Genomic DNA, 18,132 nt, shown 5'->3' on the forward strand with positions numbered 1-18,132 from the left:
CACCATCAATTCACTTGCGCTTCCATATCAGCGCTGAGCTTATGGCATAGTTGAAGACCGAGCCGATGATGGCGCCGGCGAGGCCGGCGAGCCAGGCGGTGGCGTGGAAGGAATAAATCCAGCTTGCCACGCCGACATTGCCGACCGAGCCGATGGAACAGGCCAGGTAGAACATCAACAGGCCGCCGACGAAGGGCCAGCCTGTCAGGCGGGCGTCGCGGTAGGTCAGTTGGTTGTTGATCACGAAGTTCCAGGTCATGGCGACCATCACGGCCGAGAATTGCGACCATGCGAAGTTGAGATGCAGGGTCGAGTGCGCGAAGCTGAGCACGAGAAGATGCACGGCGATGCCCGAGACGCCGACCGCGCCGAACATCAGGAACCGGACGGGCAGCACGCCGCCGAACAGTTTCGAGAACATGAGCCCGAGATAATCGACGGTTACAAGCGCATCGAGCTTGCTCTCGCCGCTGCGCCTTTCGCGGAAGCGGTAGGAAAGCTCGACGATCTTCAGCGACTTGCCCGCGGTCCAGAGAATATCCATCAGCAGCTTGTAGCCTTCGCCGGCCAGCGCCTTTGCATGGTCCTCGATCGCTTCGCGGCGGATCATGAAGAAGCCGGACATCGGGTCGGACACCTGGGTGCCCATCAGGGTCTGTGCCATGCGCGTCGCCATTTCGCTGCCCCAGCGCCGTATGCCGGAAAAGCCCTGTTCCACTGAGCCGCCGGCGGTGTAGCGGCTCGCAATCACGAGGTCGGCGCCCTGGCGGATTTCCTGCAGCATCTGTGGCAGCAGCGATTCGTCGTGCTGGAGGTCCGCATCCATGACTGCGACGACGGGGGCGGAGGAAGAGAGGATGCCCTCGATACAGGCACCTGAGAGGCCACGCCGACCCACCCTTCGAATGCACCTGATGTGCGGATCGGTTGCGCCGATCGATTTCGCGAGCTTGTACGTGCCATCAGGGCTGTCGTCGTCGACGAAGACGACTTCCCAATCCACGCCGGCAAGCACGTTCGTCAGCCGCCGGACCAGTTCGGTGACGTTGTCATGTTCGGAATAGGTGGGAACCACGACGGTCAGTTCGGCGGCTTTTCGCCGAAGCGCCCCGGGTTGTGGTTCGGGCTGTCGGCGCGAGGGGTTGAATTCCGTATCCCGCAGAGCGGGGTCCAACACATCTTCAGCGGCGGTGCCGCGACTGTCTGAAGCCCTGATCTCATCGTCGGTCTGCATCGTGGGTTCGCCCAATTGCCGCTAGCCCGGATAACGGAGAATTCACTCGAAAAGTTCCACCTTGGCCAGCGCATTGCCGTGGTATCGAACGAAGGTTCTGGCGGCCGCGATCCTTGATCTTACGATGCTCTTGGGATCGTAGAGCGTCACGGAGACCTGGACGAGCCAGACGCGGCCGTGCGTCTTGAGCGCCTGCTCGACAATCTCTCCGTCGGCCAAGATCAGTTTCGGAGCGCCGAAATTGCTGCCATAGGGCCGGGGGAGGTTGCGTTGGGGATAGCAGCCTGGAACGCAGACGACCGGCGGGAAATTCGGTTGGCGTCTTGCATAGTAGTCCACGGCGATGATGCCCTCGGCCGGAGCGGCGATGACAACGTCGCCCGGTCGGGCATTCCTGGCGATCTCGGCCACGATCCCCTTCCAGTCATCGATCGGCTTGCCGTTCTCGTCGACCGAGCGAGTCACAGCGAGCGCGATGACAATAAGTGCGAGCAACAGCCTTGGCCATTGCCAGCGTGTCGCCGTCACGATGCCGAGCGCGATCACCAGCAGCCCCAAGGGGATCATCCACACGAACAGGCGCTGTAGGTAGACCGGCTTTAGCGAAAAACTGACGGCCAGTACGGCATAAAGCGGGATCAGCAGGATCGCTGCGACCAGTAGGGCGATTGCAGGCCCGCTTCGGGCGAGGCGAAAAAGGCCAAGTGCCAGGAGTGCTATGCTCAGCAGCAGAGCCGGCCAGCTGTCTCCGATAAACAGCATCCAGGCGCTGTAGAGATCCCGTGTCTTCGGCTCCAGCCAGAAGCCCAGGCCCATGAACGTGCGCGATTGCTGGATGAAGATCGGGGCATAGGGCGCCCAGGCGAGGAGCGTCAACACTCCGGCGCCAAAGAAGATGGCGAAATTCCTCAGCCGCAATTCGGCCGGCGTCACGATGAGCGACAGGGCCAGGCCGGACCAGATGCCCACGGCGACGAACAGGCTGGTATTGTGGAACCAGAGGGTGCAGCCGACCGTCAGGCCGAGGATCAGTCCGGGCGCCATCCATCCGCCCGTCTTCCCAGCCGCTTTCGGATCGCGCTGCACACGTGCAACGAGCACCAGCGCCGCGACGATGGCGACCATGAAAAGCAGGGTCAGCAGCGAATAGGGACGTGCATTCTGTGCTTCGCGAATGTTGGCGTAGTTCACCGCGAGGAGGGCAGCGCCGAGGAGGCTCACCATGTTCCCGAGCCAATCCGCCTTCACCAACCGGCCGGAAACCGCGACGAGGAGGATCGTTGCCAGGCTCGCGACGAGTGACAGGCTTCTGAGACCAAGCTCGGAATTGCCGAAGATCAGGGTCCAGAGCTTGAGCAATATGTAATAGATCGGCGGGTGCGTCTCATAGAGCGGCACATCGCGCCAAAGCTCGGTGAAGGATCTGGAGGAGAACCATTCGCTATAGAGCTCATCGATCCACAGCGACCTGCTATCAAGCCCCGGCAGGCGGAAGGCCAGCGCGACGAACAGGATCAGGGCGACGATCACCCACAAAAAGCGCTCGATCAGCGCATCAAGCCTGTCTTGCTCTGCTTTTGCCACCACAGTCAAACTGCCTGGATATGAGCAATGTTCCGGCGGTATTCAAAATCAGCACCGGAGCGCCGACTGCCAACTCAAGTGGCGTATCGCTGCTTGGCAATGGCGAGGCACTCTCGCAACAAGTCATCCTGCTCGGAGTGGCCTCGTCGGTACTGCTGCAGAACCATGACCGAGCAACCCTCGCGCGTTTCCTGCGTGTCTTGAAACCAGGGTGCGCGGATGATTTCGTCGAACACCAGTTGAACGATCGCAAACTGCGACGGCATCATTCCTGTAAACGGCTGGACTTGCATTTGAGGCTCCGTTGACGGTGTGGCCTACCTTCCACGAAGGGAAACAAGGGCCGAATTCTACAGCCGTCCTCATGAACCTGCCATGAACCATCTGCCGGAAGCCACTCCCGTCATCATAAACTCGACCGGCCTATCATGAGCATGCCTCACCATCACACGGGTTGCCTATTCCGCCCGCAAGATTACAGCTAGGGTACAGCGGACAGGTGACGAATCAAGGTGCGACAGGCCTCCAGAATGCAGGTTTTCAAAGGCAATGGCTGGACAAATGCCCGTCCCGCCGTCCTGCTGCTTCTGAGCGCCTCGATCCCTATCGTGCTGATTTGCGGCGTGATCGGCTACTACCTCACCCAATCGCAGAAGACCGCCCTGAACGAAGTGATCGGCGAACGCGCCCAACGGCTTGGCTCAGCGCTTTCGCACGAACTGGAAACGCATGTGCAGCTTTTGTCGATCCTGTCAGAGTCGCCGCGGCTTGATCCTCCGGTCCAGGCCAAGGAGTTCACCGAACTGGGCAACAGGCTAAGAGTCCGCGTTCCCGAATGGGAGATGTTTCGCGTCACCGACCTCGAAGGCCGGGTGGTTCTTGCCGTACCGGAGTCCAAGCTTGTGCGGCCGTTGCAAGCCGTGGTCGATATTGAGAGCCATAAGCGGCTGGTCGAGACGAAGCGGGCCGTGATCGGCAATGTGACGCTCGGGCCACGGCGCCTGCCCGCCTTTCCAATTCGCGTGCCTGTCATCCGGCAGGATAAGGTCGTCTACGGGCTGGCCGCGGTTATCCGGCCGCACGCGCTAACCGAAATCCTTCGAGCGAACGGGTTGCCGCAAAGCTGGATCGGCTGGATCAGGGATGGCAAGGGACGGGTGGTGGCCACCACGGCCGGCACCGAATTCATTACGCTTCCGGCCGATCAACTGGTGCAGATGCATCCCTCGTCCGAGGACAGCCTGCCGCTTGGCCGTCTTCACTCAGGCGAAGAGGTGCGGGTCGCCACCATGCCCGTCGAAGGCAGCGACTGGACTGTCAGCGTCGGCATGCCGCTTGCGGAATATCAGCGGATTTCGGCGCAGGGTCTTTATGTTCTGATGGCAACGGGCGGCGTGACGCTTCTTTTGTCGGCGCTCGCGGTGTTCCTGTTTCTTCGTGAATTGGACGCGCGGCGGCGCAATGAAGTGGCGCTTGCGAGCTGGCAGCGGATGGACGCGCTGGGCAAGCTCACCGGCGGCGTCGCGCACGACTTCAACAATCTCCTCATGGTTTTCCAGTCGGGTGCGGAGAGTCTCAAGCGCCGGCGGGACGACGAGGTGCGGGCTGGACGCATTCTGGATGGGATGTTCGACGCGGTGACGCGCGGCAGGACTTTGACCCAGCGGCTTCTGTCGTTTTCCCGGAAATCGAACGAAAGCACTGGGACGACAAGACTTCAGGACAGTATTGGCACGCTCAGAGAAACGCTTGATCAGGCGGCGCAAAGTGCCGTTGAGGTCAGGATCGAATTCGGCAATGACCTGTGGCCGGTCAGGGCAGACCCGCAGGCGCTCGAAACCGCATTGATCAACCTGGTCACCAACGCCCGCGAGGCGATGCCCGAAGGCGGCTTGGTAGAGATAAAGGCACGCAATGTGAGTGACCTTCGTGCTGAAAACCAAAGGCTGGAGGGGCCGGGCGTTGCCGTCACCGTCTCCGACGAGGGGCGCGGCATGCGCGCCGACGACGTTGCCCGCATATTCGAACCCTTCTACACGACCAAGCAGGACGGCTCATCCGGGCTTGGGCTCAGCCAGGTCCATGCCTTCACGGAGCGCTCCGGCGGTGCTGTGGCGGTGACAAGCGCCGAAGGGCGCGGCTCTGTCTTCACCCTCTACTTGCAGCGAAGTGCTTCCAGAATAACATCGGCTCCGGCGCCAGTTTTCGGCCACACAAATTTGCCCCGCAAGATGCTCGTCGTCGATGACACGCCGTCATCGCTTGCGGTCGCCAAGATGGCCCTTGAAGATGCGGGGGTGGACGTGATTGCCGTGCCCAGCGGCCGCGCGGCGCTCGCAGCCCTTCGGGGCGAAGCCGATATCGACGCCGTGCTCACCGATATCCGTATGCCCGGCATGTCCGGCCTGGAGCTCGCCGATTATATCAAGGCGCTCAATCCCGAGATCGCCATCGTTCTGATGACCGGATTCAGCGAGGCACTGGAACAGGGCCAGCGTATCGAATTGCCGGTTTTGATGAAGCCCTTCACCTCGGCAAACATGCAGGAAGTCCTCTCGGCCTCATGGGCCTCGGCGCGAAAACACAATCAGGCACAGACATGAGGGTTGCATTCTATTCGCCGCTGAAGTCGCCCCGTCACCCCGTTCCGTCGGGCGACAGGCTGATGGCGAGACTGCTGATCGTGGCGCTCGAACGCGCCGGCGCAACAGTCGACATCGCGTCGGAATTGCGCAGCTTCTCGAAGGAGCCATCCGAGGAGAGGCTGGCGGCGCTGAAGGAAGAGGCGGCGGCGGAGACCAGCCGGATCGCGAGGGCTTGGCGGCACGAGGCGCTGCCCGATCTCTGGTTCACATATCACTCCTATTATAAGGCGCCGGATCTGCTGGGACCTGCGCTTGTCCGCGAATTCTCCATTCCCTATGTCACTGCCGAGGCTTCGCTTTCGGCGCGTCGCGACAGGACCGGCTGGGGTGGAATGCAGGCGCCGGTCATTGATGCAGTGGCGATGGCGGCGGTCAATATCTGCATGACGGCGCGGGACCGGATCGGGCTTATGGAGATGGTGCCACGGGCCAGGATGGCGGTGCTGCCGCCCTTCCTTGATGCCTCGGCCTTTCTTTCGCTGGCGCCGTCACCTGATCCCACGCGGCTTGTGACCGTCGCCATGATGCGGCCGGGCGACAAGATGGACAGCTACCGCATGTTGGCCGCATCGCTTGCGTTGATCGGCGATCTCGACTGGACACTTGAGATCGTCGGCGACGGACCAAGCCGACCCGAGGTTGAGGCGCTCTTCGCCGGCTTTGCGCCGGGCCGCATCGTCTGGCACGGCGAGCGGGACCAGCGCGAGATCGCCGCGATCCTGTCGCGGGCCGGGATCTATGTCTGGCCGGGTTGTGGCGAGGCCTATGGGCTTGCCTATCTCGAAGCGCAGGCGGCCGGTCTGCCTGTTGTGGCGCAGGCAATCGCCGGTGTGCCCGAGGTCGTGATTGATGACCGCACCGGGTTGCTGACCGCGCCGGGTGACGTTGCCGCCTATGCTGACGCCATCAGGACGCTTCTTGTTGACGGTGGACGCCGGGCGATGCTTGCTGCGAATGCCCGGCAATTCGTCGAGCAAGAGAGATCGCTCGATAGGGCAGCGGCAAGGCTCGCGATCATTCTCAAGGAATTCACGGGATTGCCGAAATGACGAATGATCCATGGGCGGAGCTGCGGGCGGAACTGGATCGCTGGCAACAGGCTGGGAAAACGGCCCGGTTCTGGCTGCGCGACGATGACGCGGTTGAGCCGACGCCCAAGCTTGAACGACTGCTGGTGCTGGCGAAAAAGCACGGCGCGCCACTGACCCTGGCGGTCATACCGCAGCACACTGGAGAGGCTCTGGCCCGGCGCCTCGATGCCTGCCCGTCCGTCAATGTCGCGGTTCACGGCTGGTCGCACAGGAATTTTGCCGGCGAAGGCGAGAAGAAGCAGGAACTTGGCCCCAACCGCGCCGCCAGCGACGTGCTCTCGGAATTGAAGGCCGGGTTCGAAAAGCTCGGCACACTTTATCGAGCAGCCTTCTCCCCCGTACTGGTGCCGCCCTGGAACCGCATCACCGCATCGCTGATATCGGAACTCGAAGGCATCGGCTTCCGTGCTCTCTCTGTGTTCGGCCCGGAGAAACAGGGTCCGATCCGGCTCGTCAACACGCATGCCGATGTCATGGATTGGCATGGAACGAGAGGAGGCCGGGCGGACGAGGCGATCCTGGCTGACATCGTCAAGCGTCTCGGCGAAATGTCGGTCTCCGGCGGCACAATGGGATTATTGACCCATCATCTCGTTCATGACGAAGCGGCCTGGAGCTTCATCGACAGGCTGCTCGCCTTCACACTTCAGCACCCCGCCTGCCGATGGGTTTCGCTTCCCGAGATACTGTCCGCGCGCTAAATGAGGTCGAACTGATCGCCTTCGCGGACGGCAAATGCGCCGGGGAAGATTGCTCGGGCGCTCCGATCGATCATATCAAGTTCCGCATCGGTCCGGTATGGTGAGTGATGAACAAAGCCGACCTTCTTCGCCCCGGACGCCTTCGCGAGCTTTAATGCATGCTGCCAGCTCGAATGGCCGAAGCCGCGATGTCGCGCCATCTCATCATCTGTGTACATGCTGTCATAGAGAAAAATATCGACGCCCTCGATCAGCGCCATGACGTTGGGGTCGAGGCTGCCACCGGGTTCATGCTCGGTATCCGTGATGATGGCGATCGTACGGCCCTGATATTCGATGCGGTAGCCAACGGCATTGCCGGGATGGTCGAGCTTTCCAGTGCGGATGCCGATGCCGGGCAATGCATCGATCTTGTCCCCCATCTTGAAATCCATGAATTTCATATTGGCGCGACAGGCATCGATCCTGATGGGAAACCACGGCGGCTGGATGAACTCGCTGACCATCTGGCGTGTCGTCATGCCATTCGTCATATGCCCAGACCACATCGTCACATCGGCGTCCGGGCTGTAGATCGGGATGAAATAGGGCAGGCCGATGATGTGGTCGTAATGGCAATGGGAGAAGAACAAATTATAGTTCGTGATGCCTTCGGCCAGCAGGGCCTTTGACGCCGGCAGCAGGCCGGAGCCGGCATCGAAGAGCAGCCGCTGTTCACCGCATTGAATCTCAACGCAGAATGTGTTTCCGCCATAGCGGTGGAATTCCGGACCGGAGACGGGCAGGCTGCCACGCACTCCCCAAAAACGCACTCGAAACACCCCGTCGCTCTCCTGTCTGCCCGACAAACCCAAATTGCCCCGGTTTGTCGCGCTCAATCCTTCAAGTATGCCGATTTATCGAATTCATAACATTAGTTTTCGATTTCCGCCGGAATTTTGCCATGTTAGCCAAAGTGCGACACATAAGCGAGTATGGAATCGGTGGCGTCTTCGAATATGATGAACGCAGCGCGGCCGGTTTGACTGCCGGACCCGGGAAAATCAAAGCATGAAGCCTCCGAGCCATCCGCCCATCGCCATCATCGCGGATGCGCATTTCCACGATCTCGAAGGCGATTATGGCATTATGGGTATTCAAGCGGCGGGCCGAAAGCTTGCCATGCGGCCCTTCTCCCAAGTCGCCCGATCGACGCGGGTGTTCAACGAGAGCGCCGCGGCGCTGCGGACCACACTCGATGATATCGCCGCGCGCGGCATCCATGACGTCGTGCTGCTCGGCGACTATTCGGACGATGGGCAGGTGACGACGCTTGCCGGCCTACGTAAGTTGCTCGACGGATATTCGGCCCGCTACGGCATGCGGTTCTACGCGACGCCAGGAAACCACGACATCTTCGCCGACCATGGGCGCCACCGTGCCAAGGGTTTCGCCAATGCCAGCGGCGGCCACGACCTTGTGACCAGCGATCCCGAGCGGCGACAAGGTGAGGACGACGATTCTGTCATCGTCTGGTCCGGCATGCGCTGCATGGGTTATCCCGAGGGGTTGCTGGCGCTTCCGGATATCGGGTTTTTCGGCGTGCCCGGTGCGATCCTGTGGGAAACACCGTTCGGTACCGACAGCGATCCTGCGGCCCGGCGCTATCGGGTTCGCTCAGCTGACGGAGCGATCCGCGAACTCATAGATGGCTCGTATCTCGTCGAACCCTTCGAAGGGGTCTGGATGCTGATGATCGATGCCAATGTCTTCGCGCCGCTCGACGAGCCACGCGATGGACACGCCTTCGCCGACAGCACCGATGCGGGATGGAACGGCATGCTGCGCCACAAGGCTTTCATCCTGGATTGGATGAAGGACGTTTCCCGCCGCGCTCGCGAACAGGGCAGGACGCTGCTTGCCTTTTCGCATTACCCCGCGCTTGACCCGCTCGACGGTACGCGGGACGATGAACTGGCTCTGCTCGGCGAAACCGGCATGGTGCGGCGCGTGCCGGACGCGGAGGTTGGCGATACGCTGATCGATACGGGAATCCAGGTCCATTTCAGCGGGCATGTGCATGTCAACGACACCGCGCGCCGGCAGACCGCGAGCGGCTTTCTCGTCAACGTCTCTGTCCCTTCGCTGGTCGCATTCCCGGCGGCTTTCAAGATCGTGACTGTGCGAAACCGATTGATCGAGGTCGAGAGTGTCAGCATCGGTGAGATGGCACTCGATGCCGACCTGATGGCGGAATACCGACGGCAGGCCATGCGCGCCGGCGTGGAAACCGGCGGGATGCTCGAGGCGGAAAACTACAACCAGTTCCTGCATGCGCATCTCGGTCATCTCGTCAGCCGGCGTCACCTCAAGCGCGAATGGCCGGAGGCACTCGCGAGATCGATGCGGGCGATGAGTCTTGCGGACCTTGCGGGTCAGGCGGGAACCGGGAGCGATGCTGTGCTTGAAAATCTCGATGGCATCACCGCGCTCGATTTTCTGCGTGATTGCTATCGCGCGAGGATGGGCAGTGCGTTTGGCGTCGAAGCGATCGAGGCTGTCCGGCTTGCTGCCTATGAACAGGTTGCCAGTCGCTACCGATCCCTCGGGGAAAGCGTGCAGCCCGGGCCCGTGGAATCGTTCCGGTTACTGTTCAGCATGTACGATCGCTACCTGTCGGGGCTGCCATCGCGTGATTTTGCGATCGATCTCGAGACCGGCGCAATAACGGAGCGCTAAGTCCGGTTCAGCCGGCGGTCTTGGCCTGGGCGCGGGCCTCGGTCAGTTCCGTCGTCGTGCGGGTCAGCCTGTCGGCGAGCGAGCGCAGGATCTCGAACATCACGTCGGGATCGTCGGCGAGGAGCTTGAGGAAATCATCCTTGCGGATGCGTAGCGCTTCGAGCGGCATGGCCGCCTTGACGGTCGCGGTCCGGGAGATATCACAGAGAATGGCGATTTCGCCGACAATCGCGTTGCCGTCGAGCTCGGCGACCTTGATCTGGCCATTCGGGGAGTCCGCCAGGATATCGGCTCTTCCGGAGAGTATCACATAGGCAGCGTCGCCGGGATCGCCCTGACGGAACAGGGTTTCGCCGGTACGGTAGCTCACGCGGTCCGAGGCGAAGGCGAGGAGCTTGAGCTTCGCCGGCGCGACCCGGGAAAACAACGGCACCTGCCGCAATGTCTGTACTTCGTCCTTGAGCATCATGATGACATCCAAACTCCCATATGTCTTGACAGTCTTTCAGGGCTCAATGTGACTATCATGACACAAGTTCCCTGAATATACCGCCTTTTTCAACAAGTTTCGCATGCGGGCCATCCTCGGCAAGCTTGCCCTTGTCGAAGACGAGCACGCGGTCGAAAAGTTCTGCCAGCGCATTGTCGCTGAGCACCCAGATAATGGACGCGTTCTGTTCTCTCTTCTGGATGAGATCCAGAGTATCGCGGACGATCTGCAACTGCACCCGATGATCGAGACCCGGCAGCGGGCGATTGAAGACGTAGTGGGTCGACTGCCGGATGATCGCGCGTGCCATGCCGAGCTTTTGCCGCTGGACCGATGTGAGGCGGCGGCCGCCTGCGCCGACATTGTACTCCATGCCGATGGTCAGCGCGTCGTCATAAAGACCGCGGGCTTGTAGCAGTTCGCCAATAATGGTGCGGATACGCTCGGAGCCATCGGTGTGTTTGTGGCTGATCCGGCCGAAGAGCACATTATCCAGCAGGCTGGCGGATGGCGTATATCGGGAAGGATCATAGGGCTCGATGGCGTCCTTGAGATCCTCGGGAAGGCCGGCATGGAACGCCTTGCGGACCTCGACGATCTTTTCCATGAGCTCACGGGTGAGCAGGCCGAAACGATGCCGAGGCTCAATGTAGAGGAAGCTCAGCCGGATGATCTTGACCTGATCTTCCGGCACGACTTCCTCGAAGCGCTTGCCCTTGAGCCTCTGCAGCAACACCTGATATTGTGGAATATCATCTGCAGTCATGAAGGTGAGCTGCTGGAAGAACGGGTGATCCGGCGGCAGGTCGCTGAAGAGATCGACCGCGTTCTCGGCGATTTCAATGCCCATGTCATACAGGATCACGTCGAGCCCGGTTCTGGCGACCACCGACCGGAAGTAAGGATTCTTGCCGATCGCGGGACCCATCAGCTGCGGGCCGACGGCGGAGCCGAACAACAGGTTTTCACCGACGGTCGCTTCGGGATTGTAGGCTTCCGGGTCGAAGGGCACGACAAGGCTGCTCAGGTCTTCCTTCTCGAGTTCGTCGCGAAGCGCCTGCCGCATCGTGACCACTCGTTCGGCGAGCCCTGGATAATCGGCGGGATTGACGATCGAACGCATGGAGAGATCGAGGACATCCTTCGAAAGCTGCACGGCATCGAGTGCAGCGCGCACGGATTTCGGCAGATCGTCCGGACCCTCCGCGCCGGCGGCCTTATAGTCGATCCAGTCGCCCTTGATGTCATAATCGGGATTGCCCGCGAGGTGTGCTTCATGCAGGTCCCACTTCCTTTGGGTTTCCGCAGCCCCTTCGTAAAGAGCGGGCTTGAGCGGCGCGTGCTTCAGGCCGTAGAGCAGGTTGTCCCGGAGCGATCCCTGGAAAAGATAGATTTCCGCGGACGCGTAGGTCAGCTGGCGCCCGGTCACCGAGTCGGGCAACGCCATGATATCGTCCTTGCCGAACGTGACCTTGCCGGTCTCCGGCCAGATGAGCCGGGCAAACGCATCGGCCAGCGCTTCGCCGCCCGCCGCCGCCGTGCCGACGACCGCGACGGTCTCGCCCGGCATGATCTGCATCGACACGCCGGAGAGCAGTCTCGCGCCACTGTCGTCGACCAGGGAAAGATTGACGGCAGAGAGCGGTTCCTCGCGCGGCGGTACGTCGTCATAGGCGACCTCCTGCATCGCCTTGTCGATCATCTTCTCGACGCTGAACTGCTCGACGACCTGGACATATTTGACCTGCACGTCCTGCCGCGTCTGGTCCCAATCGATGAGTTCCTTGAGCGGGCCGGGCAGATCCTTGTAGGCCGTGATGACGGCGACCAACTGGCCGATATCGAGCTGGCCGTTGAGCGCCAGATAGCCGCCGACGACGTAGAACAGGAAGGGTGTCACCGAGGCGAGGAAGTTGTTGATGAACTTGACCAGGAACTTCCACTGGTACAGGTCGTAGCGAATCTTGAAAATCCGCCCCAGGCGTGCGGCAATATCGGCGCGTTCGTAGTTGGTCGTATCGTAGCCGCGGATGGTGCCTATGCCGTCGAAAATCTCGCTGACGCGGCCCGAGAGTTCGCGCGCCGTCAACTGCCGCTCGCGGCCGAGCACTAGCAGCCTGCGGCGCATGCGGGGGATGATAAAACCCTGGATGCCGACCATGAAGGCCGCGATCATGCCGAGCCAGAGATTCTGCACGAAGATGAAGAACAGGGCGGTCAGAGCCTGCCCGCCTAGCAATGCGGGGGAGACGAAAGCGTCACCGGTGAAGCCGCCTAGCGGCTCGACCTCGTCCTTGACCATGCTGGCGACTTCGGCGCCCTTGGTACGCTTGAACTGGCTGGGCGGAAAGCGCAGCACCCGATCCACGAGTTCGAAACGGATGCGCCTGAGCAGCCGTTCGCCGAGCCGGCCCTTGTAGGTGTTGATATAGAATTTGAAGAGGCCGTTGATGACGACGAGAACCAGGAAAACGCCGCTCAGGGCATAGAGCATGCCGAACCGGCCGAGCTCAAAGCCCGAGAAAAGTTCGACATTGCCGATCCAGGGCAGATCGAACGCGATCTGCATGAAGGTCTGGGTCGCGCCGCCGCCCTCAAATCCCTTGCCCTGGATGGGACCGTTGACGATCTGCTTGGGCAGGTCGAACGACATGAAATAGGGGATCATCGAAATAGCGACGACCAGCAGGATATAAAGCTGCTGCTTGCTCGTGTGTTTCCAGATGTAGCGGGAAAGACGATTTTCCATCAAGCACTCTTAGATTATATCGGCTGGATCGAGAACAACGAGGCGCCTATCGGCATAGGGCGTATCGACAATCTCGGGATCGTTGAGGCGAAGATCAAGGGTGGTACGGATTTTCACGGTCTTGCGGCCGATGATTTCGGGCACCTGCGACGTTGCCCGCTCAAGTGCCGGAGAATATTCAAGCACGATAACCTTGGCATTGTCCACCAGCGAGAAGAGCCGGTCACCGAGGGGGTTATTTTTCCCAAGCGGTGTCAAGGAATAGCCGAGGAGAACGAGGCCGTAGCTGTGCCGCGGCCGATCATATTCCACATCCTGAAACTTGCTCGCGATGTGCCGCACCCTGCAGATGTGCCCGTTCAGCAGATATGAATCGTAGGGTCCTGTCTTCGGGTCGATCGATGTGACCGACTTCGGGTGGTGAGTCAGGTAATCGGTGATCGGTCTGACATGCCCGCCGATCTCAAGAACATGCTCGCAGCCGGTGAGAAAATGCGCGGCGATGACCTGACGCATGCTCGCACCGATGCCATCGAGATGCGGCAAATCCTGCCCCGGCAGGAGGTTGGCCCTCTCGTTCGTCAGTGCTGTCCGCATTGCTTGCACTCCCTGTCCCGCCAGCCTACAACAACCTAATGACGAACGCTATCCAAAGCAGCATGAACGAGACAACCGATTGGCATGAAAACGCTTTCGACCTGATGCGGGGGGTCGCCGCTTACACCGGCAGCCCGCTTCTCAAAGGATTGTCCAAGGTCATTGCCCGGCATCCCGAAGCCGATGTCGGCAATGCCTTCAATCACAAGCAGGTCGGGTGCAAGCTCTGGGGCAGGGACTCGCTGTTCGACACGTTGGGTGGACGATACGGGCGGATTGTCATACTCGGGGGCTGGTACGGCATTCTCGCCGCGATGTTTTTCGATGACGATCGCTTCGAGATCGGTGCGGTCGACAGCTACGACATTGACCCCGACGTCGGCAGCGTCGCGGAGACCCTGAACGCCGCCTGGGCCGACAGGTTTCGGGCGATCACCGCCGACATGTATCAATTGCCCTATGGCGCACTCGGTGCCGATCTGGTCATCAATACGAGCTGCGAACACATTGCCGATCTCAGGGCATGGCTGACGCTACTGCCGAAGGGCTCACGGGTGCTGCTGCAATCGAACGACTATTTCAGCGAGCCGACCCATATCAATTGCGTGCCGACGCTCGATGCCTTCGTCGATCAGGCCGGGCTGAGTGATGTGGCGTTTTCCGGCTCACTGCCGATGAAGAAATACACCCGTTTCATGCTGATCGGCACGATTTAGCGGAGCGGCATTTCGCCCAGGATTTCCGCTGTGCGTCTCGCGCCTTCGAGATCCAGTGAATGGCGTGCTTTGTCTCGGGATGCCAGCATCGTCCCGATGGCGGCCGTCATTCCTTCGACGGAAAGGGTTTCTTCCACCACAACAGCTGCAAGCCCGAGCTTTTCCAGCCGTTCGGCGCGGACGCGCTGTTCGGTTTCGCCGCCCGCCGTAAACGGGATCAGCACCGAACCGCAGCCGGCACGGAGGATATCGCAGACGGTGTTGTAGCCGGCCTGCGAGACCGAGACGCGCGCTGTGGTCAGAAGGCTCGCGAAATCCCTGCGGAAACGGACTAGCGCGGCGTTGGCGGGCAACATCGTTTCGACGGCATCGTAGTCCGCCTGCGGCAGGTTTGGGCCGGCGATCACGCACCACGTCAGTTCCTCGGGCAGGCGAGAAGCCGCCCCAACTGCAGCCTGCAGCAAGCCATTGCCCACCGCGCCGCCGCCGGCGGAGACGACGACGTCGAACTTCTCGGAAGGTGGCGTGGGGGGCGGGGCGCTGACCAGGCCGGTATAGACGATCTTGTCCACGATGCCGCTTGCCAGTGGAAATGTCTCTTCGAGGCGCACGAATGCCGGATCGCCGTGCACCAGCACAAGGTCGAAATAGCGGCTCACCAGATCGACGCTTTCCTCGTCGCGTCCGGGTTTGGCGCGTTCCTGCAGGATGTCGCGTAGTGAGCAGGCGACGAGTGGCCGGTTCTGCATGGATTTGATCTCGTCCAGGAGCGGTATCAGCTCGAACCGCACCTGCCGGCGTCCAAAGGGAAATGCCTCGATCATCACGATATCAGGCTTGGTGTCGCGCAGAGCTTTCAATAGCAGGTCGCGGCGCATTGCCTGGAATGCGGCATCGACGGGCTTGCCGTCGGTATCGACGAGACCGGAAAATCCCGCGTCACCGGATGCGATCGGTGGTAGCGCGACATGCTTGACCTCGGGCCCAGGGAACCCCTCGACTGGGGTGCCGCCGGTGACCATCGTCACATCAAGTCCCGCCTCTGCCATCGCACGACCGATGCGGCTCGCGCGCGCCAGATGGCCGATGCCCAGGAGATGCTGGACGTAGAACAGCACCCGGCGCGGTCTGCGTTCGCCGCTCATGGCGTCTTCCGCCATTCCGCTTCAAAGAGCGACTTGAGCTGGCTGATGCTGGTATGGAAGTCGAAATCCGCCCGCACCCTTTGCTCGGCGGCCTGACCCAGACGATGGCGCAAGGCCGGATCGCGGATCGCGCGCTCCAGCGCTTCGGCCAATGCTTCGGCGCTCTCGGATGGAACCAGAAGGCCGTTTTCGCCATCGGTCAGCAGTTCGGGCACACCTGAAATGTCGGTGGACAGGCAGACCAGTCCCTGGCTGCAGGCCTCGACGATGACATTCGGCAGGCCGTCGCGGTCGCCGTCTGGCGTGATCCGGCAAGCAAGCGCGAAGAGATCGCTCGCGCGATAGCTGGCGAGCACATCCTTCTGGTCCATCGCGCCGCGCCATTCGAGCCTGTCGGCGATGCCGAGCTCGGTGGCTTGCGCCTTCAACGTCTTGATGATGTCGCCGTCGCCGATATGTTCGAACCGCCAATGGAGTTCAGCGGGGAGCAGGCTCAGCGCTTTGAGCAGGATGTCGTAGCCCTTCTTCGGCACGGCACGGCCGACACTGATGATGCGGGCGGGATCTGCGGGATCGCTGCCGTCACGCGCAGGGCGCTCGCCGTCGAAATGGCCGAAGCGGGCCAGATCCAGCCCGTGATAGCTCAGATGGACATTGGCGCGCGGGCCGCCGAGTTGCTTGAGATGTTCGTAGCCGGTCTTGGTGCAGGTCACGGTCCAGCGATTGCTGGAGAGTTTGCCGGCGAGCTCCCAATCGGGCGAGGTCCAGATGTCCTTGGCATGAGCCGAGCAAGTCCAGGGAATGCCGGTCATCATGCTGGCATAGGCGGTGGCCGATGCCGGTGTGTGGATGAAATGGGCATGCAGCCAGCCGGCGCCCTCCGGCCATTCGGCAGCCAGCACCGCGGCCTGGCCGAAGCGGCGGATGCGGTTCCGGGTGCGGTCCTTGGCGAAGTCGCGTGCAAGTGCACCGAGCGCCTTCCAGAAGCCCGGCTTCGGCAGGGTCTTCAGAACGGCCTTGAGCACGCGGCCCCGTTCTTCGTGCAGATATTCCGGCAGGTAGAGCACCGGCGCCTGGATCTCGTCATGCACCGGGTGACGCTTGGTGTCGGTGGGTCGGCGGAGTGCGACCAGCGACAGGTCGAAACCGGCCCGTTCGAGCCCAAGGATTTCCTGCGCGATGAAGGTTTCCGAAAGGCGCGGATAGCCTTTCAGCACGATCACGATCTTGCGTTTTTCAGGCAAACCGCATCATCCCTTGGCGATCGACAGATGGTCCGGATGACGCCGGTCGAACAGTCCGCCGACGATCTGCGATATATGCGGCAGTCCTTCGAGCCGGATGCTCTCGTGTGCGGTGATCGATGGCGGCTTCCGCTCCAAAAGCTTGCGCAGTGCTCCTGCCAGCAGCTTGGGATCCTCGGATTCCTCCGGCCTCAGCATATCGATCAGGCCGAGTTCGGTGGCACGCATCGCCCTGATCAACTGTTCCTCGCGCGGCTGTACGCGCGGCACGATCAGCGCCGGCTTGTCGAAGGAGAGGATCTCGCAATAGGTGTTGTAGCCGCCCATGGCAACGACGGCCTTGGCGCCGGCCACCAGTTCCTCCATGCGATTGTCGAACTCGATGACCTCGACATAGGGCAGGGATGAGGCTTTGCGCGAAAGCTTGATACGTTTCCTCGCCGGCATGTAAGGACCGAGAACCACCAACGCCCTTTGCTGAAGGCTCCTGTCTTCCTTATAGGCGTTGAGCACGTCACGAACCAGGTCCGCACCATCGCCGCCGCCGCCTGTTGTGACGAGGATATAGTCACCATGCGAAACCCGCGCGATCCGTTCCTCGTTTGGCACGCTGCGCTGCAGGAAGCCGACGAAGTTCATCTTGGCGCGCACATTGTCCGGCACTTCGAGGCCGATCAGCGGGTCATAGAAATCCGGCGGGCCGTAGACCCAGACATGATCGTAGAACTGCGCGATCTTCGGCATCACGTTCTTGCGCTTCCACTCCGCGTCCAGCAGGTGCGGCGCGTCCATCACCTCCCTCAGACCGAGGACGAGCGTGGTGCCGCGTGTCTTGAGGTAGGTCAGCGTCGACTCGACCTCGCCCTTCATGCCGAGCGGTTCCTTGTCGACGATGAAGATGTCCGGCTGGAAGGTCTCGGCGGTATGGCGGATGATCGCCTCGCGCATCTTCAGCGTCTCGTCGAGATCCCTGTGGCGCTCCATCGATTCATATTCGCCGTTGCGCAGCTTGATAACGCTCGGGATTTTCACGAAATCGACGCGGGCACGATAGTCGAAGGCGCCGGCGATGGTGGCGCCGGAAATGATGAGAATCTCAAGCCCGCGATAATCCTCGACCAGCGCATGCGCGATCGTGCGGCAACGCCTGAGGTGGCCGAGGCCGAACGTATCGTGGCTGTACATCAGGATACGGGCGTCTTCGACACGCCGGCTCAT

General features: G+C 61.3%; 15 protein-coding genes. 5 read left to right on the plus strand and 10 right to left on the minus strand.

Annotated elements, in window-relative coordinates; translation table 11 throughout:
- Positions 1–10: 10 nt before the first annotated feature.
- From ACSQ26_RS05005 to ACSQ26_RS05015, 3 genes are all read right to left on the minus strand, one after another.
- Complete coding sequence (locus tag ACSQ26_RS05005; protein WP_436006869.1) at positions 11–1,234, minus strand: glycosyltransferase; 1,224 nt, start codon at positions 1,232–1,234, stop codon at positions 11–13.
- Between the two features lie 42 nt (positions 1,235–1,276).
- Positions 1,277–2,821: a glycosyltransferase family 39 protein gene (locus ACSQ26_RS05010; protein ID WP_436006871.1), complete on the minus strand. Its 1,545-nt coding sequence runs from the start codon at positions 2,819–2,821 to the stop codon at positions 1,277–1,279.
- 71 nt (positions 2,822–2,892) lie between these two features.
- Positions 2,893–3,111 (minus strand): hypothetical protein, encoded by a 219-nt coding sequence (locus ACSQ26_RS05015; protein WP_436006873.1) that lies wholly within the window; start codon positions 3,109–3,111, stop codon positions 2,893–2,895.
- A gap of 237 nt (positions 3,112–3,348) precedes the next feature.
- Between ACSQ26_RS05015 and ACSQ26_RS05020 the strand changes: the two genes are divergently transcribed.
- Genes ACSQ26_RS05020 through ACSQ26_RS05030 form a run of 3 tightly spaced genes read left to right on the plus strand, consistent with a single transcriptional unit; the run spans position 3,349 to position 7,255 of the window.
- Positions 3,349–5,421: an ATP-binding protein gene (locus tag ACSQ26_RS05020; RefSeq protein WP_436006875.1), complete on the plus strand. Its 2,073-nt coding sequence runs from the start codon at positions 3,349–3,351 to the stop codon at positions 5,419–5,421.
- Positions 5,418–6,512 (plus strand): glycosyltransferase family 4 protein, encoded by a 1,095-nt coding sequence (locus ACSQ26_RS05025; protein ID WP_436006877.1) that lies wholly within the window; start codon positions 5,418–5,420, stop codon positions 6,510–6,512. Before ACSQ26_RS05020 ends, ACSQ26_RS05025 begins: the two co-directional genes overlap by 4 nt.
- Complete coding sequence (locus tag ACSQ26_RS05030) at positions 6,509–7,255, plus strand: polysaccharide deacetylase family protein (protein WP_436006879.1); 747 nt, start codon at positions 6,509–6,511, stop codon at positions 7,253–7,255. The genes ACSQ26_RS05025 and ACSQ26_RS05030 overlap by 4 nt, the downstream gene beginning before the upstream one ends.
- On the opposite strand, the gene ACSQ26_RS05035 is transcribed toward ACSQ26_RS05030, so the two are convergent.
- Positions 7,252–8,067: an MBL fold metallo-hydrolase gene (locus tag ACSQ26_RS05035; RefSeq protein WP_436006881.1), complete on the minus strand. Its 816-nt coding sequence runs from the start codon at positions 8,065–8,067 to the stop codon at positions 7,252–7,254. The genes ACSQ26_RS05030 and ACSQ26_RS05035 overlap by 4 nt on opposite strands.
- Before the next feature lie 238 nt (positions 8,068–8,305).
- Between ACSQ26_RS05035 and ACSQ26_RS05040 the strand changes: the two genes are divergently transcribed.
- Complete coding sequence (locus ACSQ26_RS05040) at positions 8,306–9,973, plus strand: metallophosphoesterase family protein (protein WP_436006883.1); 1,668 nt, start codon at positions 8,306–8,308, stop codon at positions 9,971–9,973.
- Positions 9,974–9,980: 7 nt separating this feature from the next.
- On the opposite strand, the gene ACSQ26_RS05045 is transcribed toward ACSQ26_RS05040, so the two are convergent.
- From ACSQ26_RS05045 to ACSQ26_RS05055, 3 genes are read right to left on the minus strand one after another with little or no spacing between them, the layout of a single operon-like run.
- Positions 9,981–10,442: a cyclic nucleotide-binding domain-containing protein gene (locus tag ACSQ26_RS05045; protein ID WP_436006885.1), complete on the minus strand. Its 462-nt coding sequence runs from the start codon at positions 10,440–10,442 to the stop codon at positions 9,981–9,983.
- Positions 10,443–10,497: 55 nt separating this feature from the next.
- Positions 10,498–13,212, minus strand: a complete 2,715-nt coding sequence (locus tag ACSQ26_RS05050; RefSeq protein ID WP_436006887.1) for an ABC transporter transmembrane domain-containing protein — start codon at positions 13,210–13,212, stop codon at positions 10,498–10,500.
- A gap of 9 nt (positions 13,213–13,221) precedes the next feature.
- A complete protein-coding gene (locus tag ACSQ26_RS05055; RefSeq protein WP_436006889.1) occupies positions 13,222–13,809 on the minus strand; it encodes a hypothetical protein in 588 nt (195 codons plus the stop codon).
- Between the two features lie 62 nt (positions 13,810–13,871).
- Between ACSQ26_RS05055 and ACSQ26_RS05060 the strand changes: the two genes are divergently transcribed.
- Positions 13,872–14,525, plus strand: a complete 654-nt coding sequence (locus ACSQ26_RS05060) for a class I SAM-dependent methyltransferase (RefSeq protein ID WP_436006891.1) — start codon at positions 13,872–13,874, stop codon at positions 14,523–14,525.
- Here the strand turns inward: ACSQ26_RS05060 and ACSQ26_RS05065 are convergent.
- From ACSQ26_RS05065 to ACSQ26_RS05075, 3 genes are read right to left on the minus strand one after another with little or no spacing between them, the layout of a single operon-like run.
- Positions 14,522–15,670 carry a glycosyltransferase family protein gene (locus ACSQ26_RS05065; protein ID WP_436006893.1) on the minus strand — a complete coding sequence of 383 codons (1,149 nt, stop codon included), beginning with the start codon at positions 15,668–15,670 and terminating at the stop codon, positions 14,522–14,524. The genes ACSQ26_RS05060 and ACSQ26_RS05065 overlap by 4 nt on opposite strands.
- A complete protein-coding gene (locus ACSQ26_RS05070; protein ID WP_436006895.1) occupies positions 15,667–16,914 on the minus strand; it encodes a glycosyltransferase family 4 protein in 1,248 nt (415 codons plus the stop codon). The genes ACSQ26_RS05065 and ACSQ26_RS05070 overlap by 4 nt, the downstream gene beginning before the upstream one ends.
- 6 nt (positions 16,915–16,920) lie before the next feature.
- Positions 16,921–18,132, minus strand: coding sequence for a glycosyltransferase family protein (locus tag ACSQ26_RS05075; RefSeq protein ID WP_436006897.1), 1,212 nt, complete (start codon positions 18,130–18,132; stop codon positions 16,921–16,923).

This window comes from Rhizobium sp. LjRoot254, assembly GCF_964254105.1.
In the GTDB taxonomy this organism is placed as follows: domain Bacteria; phylum Pseudomonadota; class Alphaproteobacteria; order Rhizobiales; family Rhizobiaceae; genus Rhizobium_E.

What these genes read in the sequence shown, in the direction of transcription:
- ACSQ26_RS05005 (WP_436006869.1), bottom strand. Translation starts at nt 1,234, where the DNA reads ATGCAGACCGACGATGAGATCAGGGCTTCAGACAGTCGCGGCACCGCC.
- ACSQ26_RS05015 (WP_436006873.1), bottom strand. Translation starts at nt 3,111, where the DNA reads ATGCAAGTCCAGCCGTTTACAGGAATGATGCCGTCGCAGTTTGCGATC.
- ACSQ26_RS05020 (WP_436006875.1), top strand. Translation starts at nt 3,349, where the DNA reads ATGCAGGTTTTCAAAGGCAATGGCTGGACAAATGCCCGTCCCGCCGTC.
- ACSQ26_RS05025 (WP_436006877.1), top strand. Translation starts at nt 5,418, where the DNA reads ATGAGGGTTGCATTCTATTCGCCGCTGAAGTCGCCCCGTCACCCCGTT.
- ACSQ26_RS05030 (WP_436006879.1), top strand. Translation starts at nt 6,509, where the DNA reads ATGACGAATGATCCATGGGCGGAGCTGCGGGCGGAACTGGATCGCTGG.
- ACSQ26_RS05040 (WP_436006883.1), top strand. Translation starts at nt 8,306, where the DNA reads ATGAAGCCTCCGAGCCATCCGCCCATCGCCATCATCGCGGATGCGCAT.
- ACSQ26_RS05045 (WP_436006885.1), bottom strand. Translation starts at nt 10,442, where the DNA reads ATGATGCTCAAGGACGAAGTACAGACATTGCGGCAGGTGCCGTTGTTT.
- ACSQ26_RS05050 (WP_436006887.1), bottom strand. Translation starts at nt 13,212, where the DNA reads ATGGAAAATCGTCTTTCCCGCTACATCTGGAAACACACGAGCAAGCAG.
- ACSQ26_RS05055 (WP_436006889.1), bottom strand. Translation starts at nt 13,809, where the DNA reads ATGCGGACAGCACTGACGAACGAGAGGGCCAACCTCCTGCCGGGGCAG.
- ACSQ26_RS05060 (WP_436006891.1), top strand. Translation starts at nt 13,872, where the DNA reads ATGAACGAGACAACCGATTGGCATGAAAACGCTTTCGACCTGATGCGG.
- ACSQ26_RS05065 (WP_436006893.1), bottom strand. Translation starts at nt 15,670, where the DNA reads ATGAGCGGCGAACGCAGACCGCGCCGGGTGCTGTTCTACGTCCAGCAT.
- ACSQ26_RS05075 (WP_436006897.1), bottom strand. Translation starts at nt 18,132, where the DNA reads ATGAGCCGGCGTGTCGAAGACGCCCGTATCCTGATGTACAGCCACGAT.